The sequence below is a fragment of the Neobacillus sp. CF12 genome, from assembly GCF_030348765.1.
In the GTDB taxonomy this organism is placed as follows: Bacteria; Bacillota; Bacilli; order Bacillales; family Cytobacillaceae; genus Neobacillus.
Genome location: NZ_JAUCEU010000007.1, coordinates 1,863,297 through 1,877,963, shown reverse-complemented (window position 1 = coordinate 1,877,963; position 14,667 = coordinate 1,863,297). Strand labels below are relative to the sequence as shown.

The following is a 14,667-nucleotide window of genomic DNA, read 5'->3' as shown; positions in this document are numbered from 1 at the left end:
TGAATACCTCCATTAATCTATTGGGCATCTAAGCGTATTCTTAGAGCGAACTATAAATAACCGAGCGAAGCCGGGGCTGATGGTAAGCCTCAAAGTTAGGCATCATCTGCTGCATATACACGGCAGATAGCTTTTCCTTTGGGTCAATCAATACCCACGTACCTGCCATACCACACCATCCGAATTCTCCGATTGAACTGTTACTGCCTCCTAAAGGCGGATTCATCATGACTCTGACACCCAATCCATAACCATATCCCTTCAGATAATCCCAATTTATAGTACGGCAGTACCTCTGGCTGAAGATGATTGGTGGACATGAGTTCAATGGTCTTTCTTCCTAATATTTTGACACCGTTAAGCTCTCCGCCGTTTGCCAACATGTGGGCAAATCGACTATAGTCGTCTAACGTAGACAGCAGCCCTCCGCCTCCACTTTCAAACTTGGCTTCTGGCTTATAATTCCCATCCATTAATGAATTTTTGGTTAACTCCCCATCTTCATTACGATTGTAAAGGCTGCAAAGACGCTCTTTTTTCTCTTCGGGAATCTTAAAAAATGTATCCTTCATTTCCAAAGGATCAAAAATTTCATCCTTTAAAAATTGTCCCAAGGATTTACCTGACAAGACTTCAATCAGTGCTCCCAAGACGTCATGGCTATAGCTATATTGCCATTGTGTCCCCGGTTCAAAGGCAAGTGGAATCTTGCTGAGTATTTGGGAGAGGGTTCTTACATCTAGATTCTCAGGACCCTTGTTGTGATTAAAGTTATCGAGCGCCATTTTAACCTGACGTTCCGTTTCATTTCCGTCTCCTCCATAGGTTAATCCCGAGGTCATCATGAAGAGGTCTTTGACCCTGATTGATTTTGTAGCAGGTAAAATCGACAAATCGCCATTTTTATTCCGATGGTAAACTTTTGGTTCTTTGAATTCTGTAAGATAATCTTCAAGAGGATCATTCAGCAAGAACAAACCCCGTTCATATAAAATAAGGGCAGCAACACACGTCACCAATTTGGTGTTTGAATATATTCTATAAATCGTATCTCGTAAAATTGGTTTTTCTGTTTCAAGGTCAGCATATCCAAAGTAATCTTCAAACACTGTTTTCCCTTGATGGGTAACGGAACAGGCACATCCAGCCGGACCTTTTTCGACAAAACTTTTTAATAATGGATGTAGTTTTTCAAAAGATTTCAAACAGCTTTTCCTCCTTATGCAGCATCCACTTACACAAAAAGTAAATGATACGCCATTTAACCATTTATTGTTATTGCAGCTAGAATCTATTAATATATCAAACGGTTCTAAAACTGAAAAATATAATTATATCAACTAGGGTCTTTCAACTTGGTTTAAATCAATGAGGCAAACCTGTGTACTTCCGTTGTCAAACGGACGGTTAAACAAGATCATATCGCCCTTGCGGTTAAAAGAAGGGTGAAGATGATCCGCACCGCTTCTTGGTGTATCCGTATTGGCGAGTACGAGGGAATTACCTGTTTCGCCATTTACAAGATAAACCAGATTAGGGCTTTCTACGCCAAGGTAACCGATACGGTCCGCGCATAACCATTTTGAGTCACGTGAAACTCCGGGGTGGAGGAGCTGATCTTCCTTGGTAATGATGCGGAAATTTTGACCGTCTTTTGTCCCCATCATTAGATAAGACGGCAGCTTCATGAACACAATGTTTTCACCATCAGCAGTCCAGACCTCGTGGGTAATCCAATCTCCCTCGGATTCGACGTAGTACGGCCGTGCGGTAGAAGTGGTGACATCAAAAAGCCACATCCGCTGCAAAGCATCGCCACCTGTTTCATGAATGAAGAAAATCGTATTTTCATCGGTGGGACAAACCTGCGCATGCCCCAAGTTATAATCACTTTGATAGACTACTTCACTTTTTCCGGTTTGAGGATCCAATGTAACCAAGGCGTAAATGCAGTTTTTTTGTTTATAACTGCAAACAATCATCCCGCTTTTGCTAGTAGTTAAATGCCCCGTAATATGACCGCCAGCGGGGAGAGCACCCAATTCAATGATTTTATCGCTGTCGCATTCATAGCGGCAAACGACATTCCCCTTTGTCATCACCCCGTAGTTTTCAAACCTGTCCATGGCAAAGCCACTGTATTCACTGCCTGCTACCAGCTTCAGTTCGCCAGATTCGACCTCTGCTTTGTAAAGATCTCCTGTTCCTTGGTAGACCTCATTTTTCAAACCCGAGGGAATCTGCTGGTTGAAGAAGAAATAACGGTCATCTGTAGTAAAATTCTCGGTTGTGAAATATAGCTTAGTATTGCGTTCTTGTCCTTGAGTATACTGACGTATCTCATATCCTGTAACAGAATCCCTGTATGTTGTAAAATTTCGCATAAAAATTCCCTCCCATGTGAATTAAACCCATTTTAGAGGGTTTGGCGGGATAAGCCTATATCAGCAAGGATGTGGTTTATGGATTTATGTCGGAATGGCTGGTCTGTTGGCGATAATGCTTCGGAGCGGTTCCTATTATTTTTTTAAACATCCTTGAAAACAACAGTGCGTCTGAATATCCCACGGATTGGGCGACCTCTCCAACGTTATACTGCCCTTTCCTAAGTAGTTCGCAAGCCTTATTCATCCGGTATTGCAGCAGATATTGCTGAGGTGTCAGTCCTAGCGATTCCTTAAATATGGCGGAGAAATATTTGCGGTCCAGCCGAACAAATGAAGCTAGTTGTTCAATGGATACCTGTTCATGATAGTGAGCATGAATATATTCCATGCCTTGCACGATATAGGTGTCCCGTCTATTTGGGCTTGAACTCGCTGGGACGGAAAGCGGGACAGTCTCTGTGAGCACGGATAAAAATTCATACATAAGCGCTTTGATCTTTAGATCGGAGCCAGGTTCTTTTTCGGAAACCATCGTTAATTGATTATACATATCAGGCATGATCTTAATGTCCATAGGAAACACCGGCTGCTCCGGGGTCAGCCGTGTACGCGCCAAAATAGGTTCTACCTGCTCACCGGAAAAGGCCAGCCACGTGTAAACCCAGGGTGAGTGCATGTCCGCCTTATAAAAGGTCAAAACATCCGGATAAATGAGAAAGGCTTGCCCCGCTTCAAGTGAAAAGGTATGCTTCCCAACTTGGACGACTCCAGAGCCATTATGAATAAAATGAATGACGTAGATGTCCCGAACCATCGGACCTACGGCATGTCCCGGAGCACACTCCTCCCTTCCCCAGAAAAGCAGATGCAAATCCGGGTTCACACGGTACGGTGTTTCCGGATTATAATAATAAGTTCTCAAGTTGTGGTCCCTCCTCCGGTAAAATACTGACATTATACCATAAATGAATGCCTTTAAAGCATTGTTTTTACACTGATTAAGAGGATACAATCTGACACAAGGTGCCGTAGCACTTTAAATCCAAAAAATGCAGGAACAATGAAGAGAGGAAGACGAAGATGCCTAGGTTTGAATATGATGAAAACGAATTAAAGGAAATGATTGACACCGTAGTCCGAAGAACAATGAATATAGATTTTACATGGAGCTGGTCATGCGGGGTAGCTTTTTATGGTATAGGAAAAGCCTGGGAGGTTACCGGAAACCAGGAATATATTGATTTCATGGTCAAATGGGTAGACGAATACCTTGATTTAGGGCTTCCCCCAATGAATGTTAACGCTTGTGCTATGGGACATACAATGTTGACCCTGCATGAAGCCACAGGGGATGCAAAATACCTTGATCTTGCACTGATGAAAGCTGAGTATCTTAGAAAGGATGCAATCCGTTTCGGAGATGGAGTATTCCAGCATACAGTTTCATCAAAAAATGACTTTCCGGAACAGGCATGGGCAGATACTTTGTTCATGGCAGCATACTTCCTGCTTCGTATTGGATTTAAGCTTGATAACAAGGAATATATCGATGATGCATTGAAACAGTTCTATTGGCATGAGGAGTACCTGCAAGACAATAAGACAAACTTGTTCTATCACGCGTGGGACAATGTTAGAAAGGATCATCTATCCGCCATTTATTGGGCAAGGGCAAATGCATGGGCGGCTTACACGATGGCACAGGCTTTCAGAATGCTCAATCCCTTTATGCCTATGTGGATGCAGATTGACGGAGCTCTTGGTGACCAATTGAGTGCGCTGGTAAGACTACAGTCAGGAGAGGGTATGTGGCATACCATCTTAAACGATGATACCTCCTACCTTGAAACTTCGGCAACAGCCGGTATTGCCGCTGCATTGACAGTAAACGCACATCCATTGCATCAGAAATATGTCGCAAAAGCTTATGAGGGAATCGTATCAAACATTGATGAAGACGGTTCGGTTAGAAATGTTTCTGCGGGAACGGCCGTAATGTACACTGCGGAAGACTACAATTTGGTTCCAAAAAAAAGGGTACAGGGATGGGGTCAAGGGCTTGTTCTTGCATTCCTAGCTGCGCTGCTAAAAAAACAAGAATTAAGTCAAAAAACGAAGATAGCGACAGAGAATGGGAGTGAATCAATTGAAATCAGAACAGGTGAAAAATAAGCTAGAGTCAGAAGTTGATTCTGCAGTACAGCTTGAATATCTGGATCGGGGGTTAGCTGCTGCTTCAACATCAGAAGGGATATTTCTTAGCTGGAGATTGCTGGGGAATGAAGTGACTGGTTTTACCGATAAAGGGCTTATTGGACCTGATTTTAACCTTTATCGCGATGGAGTCCTCATCGCAACGATTTATGATAGCACCAACTTTTTGGATCGTGATGGGACAGGCTCCTCATCCTATTATGTTTGCGCAATCGTGGAAGGAAAAGAGATTGACCGCAGCGCGGAGGTAACCCCTTGGGAGAGTACATACTATGAAATTCCTTTGCAAAAGCCAAACAGCGGCGTTACGCCAGCTGGAGAGACCTATACATACTCTGCTAATGATATGAGCGTCGGGGATGTGGACGGTGATGGCCAGTACGAATATTTTGTCAAATGGGATCCTTCCAATTCCAAGGATGTGTCGCATTCCGGCTATACTGGCCCGGTTTTTATCGACTGCTATAAGTTGGACGGGACACTGCTTTATCGGATTGATTTAGGCGTTAACATTCGGGCAGGCGCACACTATACGCAATTCCTCGTGTACGATTTTGATGGGGACGGCAAAGCGGAATTGATTTTTAAGACCGCCCCTGGAACGAAGGTCATTCGATACAATCAGGAAGGGAATGGTGTTTCCGAAAGCTATATCACGATGCTTCAAGAAGATGTGGCGGCCGGTTACAGCCATAATGACGATTATCGGATGAGCAGTACCGATTATTACGAGCATCTTGTGGACATGTTCTTGAGTTGGCATGAGCATGAAGAGGTAGTTGCCGGCCATTGGCCATTAACTCTTGAGGAATGTTTCGGGATTGATAATCTGTACTCTTATCCGTTGAACCGGGCAGATGCCGTACGGCTGGTCGATTATTTTTTAGACGTTTATGCGCAAAAGAGGAGCAACCGCAATAACCTACGGGCATTTGAAGGATTTATTTTAAATGGCCCAGAATATTTAACTATTTTTAATGGACTGACGGGAGAAGAACTCGAAACAATCCGCTATAAGCCTGGACGGCATGACGACGGCCTCATGTGGGGTGATTATGCTTGGAACCGCATTGAACCGGGAAACCGGGTAGATCGTTTCCTTGCCGGTGTAGCCTATCTAGATGGACAAAAACCATATGCAGTCTTTGCTCGGGGCTATTACACAAGAGCCGCTGTCGTTTCCTACTCTTGGGATGGGACTCATCTGAAAGAGAATTGGTTTACCGATAGCGGTTGGATCACGATGGATAATCCATTCAACGACAGTCTTCATTTGGCCGACGGTCGAAGCGAGGCGTTTGGCAGTCTTGCGAAGCAAGGAGCACATTCTTTGAGCGTTGCGGATGTTGACGGTGACGGCTGTCATGAAATCATATACGGCTCGGCTACGATCGACCATGATGGAACCATTCTATACAGCTCAAAAGGCATACTGCCGGAAGGGAGTGCTGCGCCGGGAGAGATTGCTAAACTGGGCCACGGCGATGCTCTTCATGTAACGAATATCGATCCAGATCGCCCTGGTCTGGAAATATTCATGGTTCATGAGAGCGGCGTACGAGGACCTTATGGATATACGCTGCGCGATGCGGCGACAGGTGAAGTGCTATATGGTGCTTTTGCGACAGATGATATAGGTCGTGGGATGATCGGTCAGGTTGACCCAGAGTATCGGGGACTTCAGACTTGGACATTGGAAGATCCTTCAAGTCATGAGACCTTCGGCTTGATGAGTGCAAAGGGAGAACAGATTAATCAGAAGGTACCAGGGACTAATATGAACATTAAGTGGGCGGCTGACATGACCACTCAAATCATCAGTGGCGCTTTGGGTCAGCCTGTCACAATCGACGATTGGAAAAGAGGCCGTTTGGTTACGGCGGAAGAGACAACCTCCAACAATCATACGAAGGGCAATCCATGCCTTGTTGCAGACATATTCGGGGACTGGCGGGAAGAACTTCTCGTTCGAACCACTGACAGTTCGGCGATTCGAATCTATATGAGCACCGAGATTACCGACCGCAAATTGTATACATTGATGCACGATACACAATACAGAAGCGAGATCGCAAGGCAAAATGTCGTATACAACCAGCCAGGCTATACAAGCTTTTATTTCGCATCCGATATCGATTGGTCGACCGTCCCGATACCGAACCTTCATACACCGCGTGTAGTCAAGTAAAGTACCAAAGAAGTACCAAAGGGACGGTTCTCATGGCCTTTTCGAACATTAGTTAAAACAAAAAAGCCAATAGAACCGTCCCCACGGTCCCCGGTCCCACCGAAAAATAGTAAGGAATTCCCTTTTTTTTGGTCTTGTATTTTATGTTATTGTACTAAGATATTCAGAAAAAAGTTGGTGTGACGATTGAGTAAAAAGAAACGTAAAGCAAGGAAGAAGGAAACGAGTACGTTTGGTACAGTACTAACGCTATTTGGCTGTTTTTTGGCCGTATTGTTTTTAGGCTGGTATATGATGGTGGGTCATTTAGATGGGGAAACTTTTCATGGAGTCGTGGAGCTCCCCTTAAAGGAGAGCTATGCGAACCCAGTTAATGGTTTGGCATTGATACATTGGGTCATTGGAATTCCAAGTGTCATTGTTTTTTTAAAAGTAATGGCAAAAGGGAACCAAAGTGAATTCATGACATCCTGTTTCTATAGTGTTCCTATTTTTTTATTGAGTTTGGGCTTTACGATTCAGTATATGGTTTTGTTAGTTAAAGTTGGTGCTGAATCCTTATGGTGGTTTTATGTTGTTGCAGCAGTCCTCGGCTTCCTTATAGCTAATCTCTTAATCTATTTTGATAAAAGTAAATTACATACTGTTTTAGTTGGACTGGGTACTGTGTTAATAGTTCTTAGCTGGATTCTATTAGTCATGGCGAATTCTGCCGATGGTAATTATATTATTACTTATAAGGATAAACTACTAGGAAGTTTCTCGATTAAGACCATGGTTGGAACCTTTCAAACTTTGGGAATTATGATTTTCCTGCTTATGTATGGTTTTCTATTTAAGCTTCGACTTGGTGGGGAAGAGTAAGAGCCTTTTCCAACACGCTAACTATTACGTCCATTCCTTCATCAACAGGTCGACAAAATAGATAAGAAGAAATTATAATCTATAAATATATAAACCCCATTTCATTAGAAAATGGGGTTTTCACGTAGTTTAGTTTACTGTAAAGGTTGCATGTGTGACGGCATCATATCCACTGCCGTAGAAATATACGAACTTATACGTCTTGCCTGACTGATATCGACCTGGATAAGAATTCTTACTTGGATCATACGAAACTCTATATGTTCCATTCGTTACTTTTGTATACTCCCACCAAATGGCTGGTACATTCCCAGGAGTTTCACTGACTTCATATACTCCAATCCAGTCACTTTGTGGAACTCTTGCGTTTTCTACCAATACATCGACTGTTTCGGTCGTTCCGGTTAATGTATTTTTGGACAGAGTAATCGTGATATCCTTTATTTCACCGTCAGTTGTTTTTCCTAAAACCTTTAATGCATTTTGACTTTGGTTCTCAAATGCATCTAGTGCAAATACGTTGATCTCATATAATGTATTCGGCTGTAATCCATCTATTTGTAAGGTAAGCGGATTAGGAATCGGATCGCTATAAAATTCCGAGAATGCAAGGAATTCTTTCACTTTTTGCCCTTGGGTCGAATCAGTGATTTCTACCTTATAATCATGAACCAGCAAGTCATCCTTCGCTTGAGTAAACATAACGGCAAGGCTTGTTGGTGTTGTGAGTTCGTGATTAATCGAAATTAACGCATCCTTTGTGAAAAATGGAGCCTTTTTATCTCGATCTACTGTATAGATAAATTCATTTTTTTTAGCAGGTAAGCTGATTACAAAAGGTTCAGCTGTCCAATTATTGTTATGAATATCACGTCGCTTGAGTAATACCTTGTCATTGTACACTTCAACGATGAGTGCCTGATTAAGGATGTCCGCTCCTTCCGGCACTTCCCCTTGTATTCTTCCAGCATCGAGCCACAAATAAGCACCCGTGGAGGTTCCGATGGATGTAAAGTCCTTTTGATGGATAATTTTAGGGTCATCTAATGGATAGTGGGTGTGACCAGAAAACGAAATCACCTGTGGATAGGGTGCTAATGTATTGTAGAATAAATCCCTATTTTCCGTAAAGCCCCATTCACTTCCATAAACCGTCCCCATAATCGGCTGATGATGGAACACAAAAATCGGTTTGTTCGGATCATTCTGTGCTGCCTGCTTTAACTGTTGTGCTAACCAATTAATTTGAGTTATTGAAAAAGTACCTTCTGTTAGACCATCTTCTGTTCCAAGGATAATAAAATGATAACCTTTAATTACTTTGTGAAAGTAAATCGATTCCATCCCTGACCTTTCAAGGAATCGTTTTTGAGCATCTGAAACCGAAAGCCCATTCCAATAATCATGGTTTCCGATGGCAATCATGGAATCCGCATGTTTTTGTTTTTTTGCATTATAAGCTGAGAAAAACTTATCATATTCTTCCGTGTAACCATTATCCGTTAAATCTCCTACTACCACAAATGCATCCTGCTTTGGGACTAGTAGATTTAATTGATCTAATGTTGATTTGAATTTTTCTAATGTTTGATTACTGTTTTTGTTCATATGTACATCACTAATGACTGGAAATACAAGCTTTGGCTTGACTTTTTTGGATTCAATGATGGAAGAGTTAGATGCAGCGCTAATAGGCAGGCTCGTCAATGAGCCCACTAAAGATGCTCCCATCGCCGCTCCAACAACCATCGTAGTTTTCTGCAAAAAGGCACGTCGATCCATTCCCTCACTTAATCCATTCTGAGTTTTTAAGTCTTCATCTTTTACCTTGATGTCTTTCATTTTTCCTAATCCCTCCTGTTAATACTAATAGTAGATTCTGATATTCTACTATTTGAACATTACTAAAAAATCATTTAGCACATGTTAAAGAGGCGTATAATTAATGTAAATTTTATTGTAACTTTTGAACTAATTAATAATTATCTATTATTCTCTTGTACGATGAGAGATTTTCTGGTTCACATTAAGTCATTTTGGGAAATTCCCACATTGTAAAAAGAGTGATATAAAAAGAGACTGATATTTCAAAAAATTAACCTTATTTTTACATAATTCCTCAATTTCTTTTACAAAACGTTGGTAGACTTTATTGATAAGACCTTACATGTAGAAAAGGAGGGAGAAGTATTAGTTGTTGAAATAAATAGAAAGTGTAAGGCTTGAATCAATAAACAATGGAGGATGAGTTTTATGAACATGCGAAAGTTTAATCTGCTGTTTGTCGTTGTCATCTTATTTCTCAGCTCTTTGCCGCTGAATATGAACAATGTTAGCGCAGCAGAATCTACACGGCAAAGTTTAGACATTAAGAAGACCCTTGTGGAGCCGATGATTGACGGGAATTTGAATGAAGAAATGTGGTCTGTCAACGAGCCTTTAGAAGTACAATTTGGTGAAGGTAATTTTAAAGATTCGAAGTTTGGCATGGTATGGGATCATACATATCTTTATATTGGAGTTACGGTAGAAGATGACCAAATGGTGTATGACGGCGAAGGAAACTGGTTTCAACAAGATAATATTAGTATGTTCTTCGATCCTTCCCTCCATCAGTCCTCTCCATTTGTAGAAAATGATATGCAAATGGGTCTCGTATATCAACCAGATACAACAACCCCAAAGTTCTATTTTGGTGCAGCATCAAACCATAAGAATAAAGCTGAAAATGATATCCTCCGTGCAATTGAAACAACTGAAACAGGATGGACAGCAGAGGTAGCAATTCCATGGGAGATGCTAGAGTTTGATCCTGTTCTCTCTAAACAATTGGGCTTTGAAATGAGTGTCACTCACCGAGATGAGAAGACAGATGCCCCTTTTAGTGCCTGGAGTGCCTACAATTCTAGTTCATTTTGGAATGATACAAGTGGATATGGCACGATTGTTCTGAATGAAGAAAGTGTGAATGGTAAAGAAGATAATCTGATTCTGGAAGAAAATTTTGATAGCTATGAAAATGGTCAATTACCGGACGGCTGGACTTCACACATTAATTCTGGCAGTCGCGGGTTTGGAATTGTTAAAGATGGTCAGGATGGAGAAATGGTCTATGATGGAAGCGTCTCCGGCTATTCAGCTGCAGCCTTGGCGCCAGTAAGATGGGATCACTATATAGTGGAAGCGGATTTATCCTTTGACAAAGTAATAAATAGTGCCAGATGGGCTTCATTAGTCGTTAGAGCATCGGATAATGGATTAAATCAATACAATCAAATGGCAGTTAGGCAAAACGGTGCCTATGAATTTGCTTATCGGACACCTGCAAACGGATGGTCTGTTCCTGTGGCAGGAAAATGGACACAACCCCTTGCTTTAGGTAAAGACTATACGTTGAAAATCCGAATGGTCGATAATAATGTGAAAGAATACATTAAAGCCGCAAATGATCAGGAATTTACACTTTTAACAGATACCCGTCTTGAAAGCAGTATTCTTAAACGTGGAAAAGTAGGATTCCGAGCAGACCAAAGTAAAGTAGCGTTTGATAACTTGAAAGTAACAAGAGTTACTGCGGAAAGCATCGCTATGGACATACCATCAGAATTGGAATCGTTGACAGAACCGATTGCTCTTTCTTATGAAGTTACGTATTCCGATGGGATTAAAGAAGCGGTACCAAATGAAAAGGTGAAGTTATACTCTTCAGATGATTCAGTGATCAGAGTTATCGATGGACAACTCTACCCGTTGAACGCGGGTAAGGCAACAGTGAAAGCAGTCTATCAAAATGCAGTAGTAGAAAAAGAGATTACGGTTACTCCTTCAAGCACTGGTGTTAAGGTTACGTCGTTAGAGCATGAAGAAGGTTATATTTTAGGTACAAGTGGAATCTCTATTCCTGTGAATAGTATTTTCTTACAGTCCGCGTTCAATGATTTAACAGAAGGGCAAATCACAGGCGATCAAGTCACGTGGTCTTCTGACAGTGACGCCCTTGAAATTTCAGATGGTTCCATTACACCAAAGCAAGCTGGAATTTATGCTTTAACAGCTGCAAAAGACGAAGGTTCTACTAATGTCCTTTTAGTTGTAAAGGGAGCAGATGATTCAGAATATGTCCTCTATGAGGAAAATTTTGATACTCTTTCAGATGGAAGCATTCCAGTAGACTGGACGAATCTTACCGGTACAACGAATAATCAAATCGGTGTGAAGGTAGGAGCCTTTGAAATCGATGGAAGAGGAAATGGTTTCAACGGTACAGGTATTCTTTTACCAGAATACTTAGGACTGTTTGGCAATTATAAAATTGAAGCAGACTTGACCCATTTGGCTGCCAATGATAGCGGTCGCTGGAATTCAATCATGTATAGAGTTCAGAATAACACTTATCCGTATTATCAAATGGCTGTTCGTCAAAATGCCAAGGCTGCTAACGGCGTGGAATTTGCCGAAAGAACGCCAGCCAATGCATGGAATGTTCCTGAAAAAATTGGATATAGTGAGGCCATCAGCGCCGATAAAATGTATCGTTATACCGTGGTAACTTACGGAAACAGGGTTCAAGAATGGATTAATGATAATTTACTGATTGATACGGATTTGGCAACCGCTTATTCAAAAGGAAGAATCGGGTTTCAAGCAGCAGGCAGTTTAACGAAGGTGGATAACATCAAGGTAACGCTTCAAACAGAAGAATTGCCCAAGATTGTCCGACCTGGTGAGAATTTCGTGAATGTAGCAGAACCAGACACAAGCATCGCGCTTGCTCCGACGGTTGTAACAGAAGTAGACTCTAGTGAAGATTTAAACTCGTTAATGAAGGGAGACCTTCCGGCTACTGCTATTTTCGATGTGAATAGGAATCTGAAGGTTACCGATGCTTCAGGAAATGTGATCACAGACCTTTCAGCTGTTATTGAGAAATTGGATCAGAAAGTCATCCCAGCTTTTTCATTAAAGGATGAAGAAACGATCGCACCTTTGACTCAATATCTTAAGAGAATTAATTTAGAGGACGCTTTTGTTCATTCTGATAAACCGGAATTGGTGAAAAAGGCAAGAGAAGCCTATCCAATTATTCGCGGGATTATTGAGTACCATGTTTCAGGTGAAATGACTGAAGAAGAATTAATGAATTTCCGAAGAACAACAAATAGTAATCTAGCAAAAATCATTCTTTTACCAGAAAGTGCAGCAAGCATCGAGAATATTTCATTTCTACAAAGAAAATTAATGACCGTTTGGGTAAAAGAAGATGGCAGTAAAGAGTCGACGAATGTAGATTTTCACCGCATCATTACATCTGGTCCGAATGGAATCGTTACCGACCAGTATGTATCTGCCCTAGATGCAATAGAATTTTACAATGAAAATACTACAATTGTCCGTAAACCTTATATGCTTGCGCACCGTGGAATCCCAGGACTTGCACCAGAAAATACATTAGAAGGTGCAATTCTTGCCTATGAAAAAGGTGCCACTCATATAGAAAATGATATTTATTTAACAAAAGACGGTCATATTGTCATTTTGCATGATGGAACCCTTGACCGAACAACAAATGGAACAGGGTATATTGAAAACTATACGCTTGCGGAATTAAAACAATTACTTGCCAATGACCAATTTCCAGAGCAGTATCCTGATGTAAGAATTCCTACACTAAGAGAATTTTTTGAGGAATTTAAAGGCAAAGATGTCGATCATGTGGTAGAAATCAAAAGTGGTAATCCGGTAATTGTTGATAAATTAATTGAGCTTATTAAAGAAATGGGAGTAGAGAATCAAGTATCCGTAATTTCGTTTAATGCCGCTCAATTACAATTACTTACTGATAAAATGCCAGGCATGACGATTGGTTATTTAACTGGTGGTTTTGCGAATGAAACAAATGTGAATCCTTCCTTGCGTTCGACATTGAATGTGATTCAAAATCTAAATTCTACTTTTAACACAAGCTATGATGGATTAGGCGTGAACTTTATGGAAGCGGCCAAACACCGTGGTCTAACTTTCTGGCCTTGGACATACCGCAGCCAAGATTTATTCATTAACGCTTTTTTACTTGGAACGAACGGTTTAACAACCGACTATAATCATTGGGCTTCCGCTTGGGCATCCAGCATTTCTCCGACACAAACCGAATATCAACTTAAAATAGGGGAAAGCAAGGAATTAACGGCTCAGATCGAAACCTATGACCGTCAAATGATAGAGATTACTCCTGAAATTATATTGATTGATGGACAGAATCTAGTGACCGTTGATGGAAATGTAGTGAGCACCAAAAGTGTTGGTACTGTTCATGCGATGTTGCGTTATACCCAAACCTTAGCTGAAGGAAAATCATACGATATCTATACGCAGCCAATTACCATCCAAATTTCTGATCAAACAGCTCCTGAAACGACAGTAAGCCCGGTGGAAGATAGATGGTATAAAACTGATGTGGTATTAACACTTGAGGCTTCAGACACTGAATCCGGTGTTGCCAAAACAGAATATAAAGTCAATGCTGGAGACTGGTTAACGTACAACAAAGAGATAAAAATCAGTGAGGAAGGAATCAATAAGGTTCAATATAGAAGCATTGATCATGCAGGCAATGTAGAAGGAACGAAATCAGTCGATGTGAAAATCGATAAATCAGGACCAGCCCTACATGTTTCTTTTAATCAAACCGTTATCACTAGTCGAAATCATGAGTTAGTTCCGATATCAGCTTGGGTAGAAGCAAATGATTCCTTATCTGGTGTTGCTTCCTTCGAACTGGTATCCATTACTAGTAATCAACCTGTAAACGGAAAAGGGGATGGCAATTCGGATCAGGATATACAAGAAGCCGAATTGGGTACACCTGATACAGAATTTTTATTACGAGCAGAAAGAAGTGGAGCAGGAGATCGGGTTTATACGATAACTTATAAAGCAACAGATCATTCTGGAAACTCAACCACTTTTTCTGAAAATATAATAGTAAAACACGATAATTCAAAAAAAAAGTAAGAG

The 14,667-nt window shown here is 41.2% G+C and carries 9 protein-coding genes; 4 read left to right on the top strand and 5 right to left on the bottom strand.

Features of this window, described 5'->3' with window-relative positions; translation table 11 throughout:
* Positions 1-40: 40 nt before the first annotated feature.
* From QUG14_RS08820 to QUG14_RS08805, 4 genes are all read right to left on the bottom strand, one after another.
* On the bottom strand, positions 41-229 hold the full coding sequence (locus QUG14_RS08820; protein ID WP_289340146.1) for a hypothetical protein: 189 nt from the start codon (positions 227-229) through the stop codon (positions 41-43).
* Complete coding sequence (locus tag QUG14_RS08815) at positions 201-1,205, bottom strand: serine hydrolase domain-containing protein (protein ID WP_289340145.1); 1,005 nt, start codon at positions 1,203-1,205, stop codon at positions 201-203. The genes QUG14_RS08820 and QUG14_RS08815 overlap by 29 nt, the downstream gene beginning before the upstream one ends.
* A 135-nt stretch (positions 1,206-1,340) precedes the next feature.
* Positions 1,341-2,384, bottom strand: coding sequence for an oligogalacturonate lyase family protein (locus QUG14_RS08810; protein WP_289340144.1), 1,044 nt, complete (start codon positions 2,382-2,384; stop codon positions 1,341-1,343).
* Positions 2,385-2,460: 76 nt separating this feature from the next.
* Positions 2,461-3,309 carry an AraC family transcriptional regulator gene (locus QUG14_RS08805; RefSeq protein WP_289340143.1) on the bottom strand — a complete coding sequence of 283 codons (849 nt, stop codon included), beginning with the start codon at positions 3,307-3,309 and terminating at the stop codon, positions 2,461-2,463.
* A 158-nt stretch (positions 3,310-3,467) separates the two neighbouring features.
* On the opposite strand from QUG14_RS08805, the gene QUG14_RS08800 reads away from it, so the two are divergent.
* The 3 genes from QUG14_RS08800 to QUG14_RS08790 all read left to right on the top strand — a co-directional run bounded on the left by QUG14_RS08800 (position 3,468) and on the right by QUG14_RS08790 (position 7,653).
* Positions 3,468-4,559 carry a glycoside hydrolase family 88/105 protein gene (locus QUG14_RS08800; RefSeq protein WP_289340142.1) on the top strand — a complete coding sequence of 364 codons (1,092 nt, stop codon included), beginning with the start codon at positions 3,468-3,470 and terminating at the stop codon, positions 4,557-4,559.
* A complete protein-coding gene (locus QUG14_RS08795; protein WP_289340141.1) occupies positions 4,519-6,789 on the top strand; it encodes a rhamnogalacturonan lyase in 2,271 nt (756 codons plus the stop codon). Before QUG14_RS08800 ends, QUG14_RS08795 begins: the two co-directional genes overlap by 41 nt.
* 186 nt (positions 6,790-6,975) lie before the next feature.
* The gene (locus QUG14_RS08790; RefSeq protein ID WP_289340140.1) at positions 6,976-7,653 is read left to right on the top strand and encodes a hypothetical protein; all 678 of its coding nucleotides are present in this window, start codon (positions 6,976-6,978) and stop codon (positions 7,651-7,653) included.
* Between the two features lie 129 nt (positions 7,654-7,782).
* Here QUG14_RS08790 and QUG14_RS08785 read toward each other — a convergent pair whose 3' ends face one another.
* Entirely contained in the window at positions 7,783-9,495 is a 1,713-nt protein-coding gene (locus QUG14_RS08785) for a metallophosphoesterase (protein ID WP_289340139.1), read from the bottom strand.
* A 411-nt stretch (positions 9,496-9,906) separates the two neighbouring features.
* Between QUG14_RS08785 and QUG14_RS08780 the strand changes: the two genes are divergently transcribed.
* Positions 9,907-14,664: a glycerophosphodiester phosphodiesterase family protein gene (locus tag QUG14_RS08780; RefSeq protein ID WP_289340137.1), complete on the top strand. Its 4,758-nt coding sequence runs from the start codon at positions 9,907-9,909 to the stop codon at positions 14,662-14,664.
* Positions 14,665-14,667: the final 3 nt, after the last annotated feature.

Excerpts from the sequence above, each read along its gene's own strand:
- QUG14_RS08780 (WP_289340137.1), top strand. The coding sequence starts at position 9,907 with ATGAACATGCGAAAGTTTAATCTGCTGTTTGTCGTTGTCATCTTATTT.
- QUG14_RS08785 (WP_289340139.1), bottom strand. The coding sequence starts at position 9,495 with ATGAAAGACATCAAGGTAAAAGATGAAGACTTAAAAACTCAGAATGGA.
- QUG14_RS08820 (WP_289340146.1), bottom strand. The coding sequence starts at position 229 with ATGATGAATCCGCCTTTAGGAGGCAGTAACAGTTCAATCGGAGAATTC.
- QUG14_RS08810 (WP_289340144.1), bottom strand. The coding sequence starts at position 2,384 with ATGCGAAATTTTACAACATACAGGGATTCTGTTACAGGATATGAGATA.
- QUG14_RS08800 (WP_289340142.1), top strand. The coding sequence starts at position 3,468 with ATGCCTAGGTTTGAATATGATGAAAACGAATTAAAGGAAATGATTGAC.
- QUG14_RS08795 (WP_289340141.1), top strand. The coding sequence starts at position 4,519 with ATGGGAGTGAATCAATTGAAATCAGAACAGGTGAAAAATAAGCTAGAG.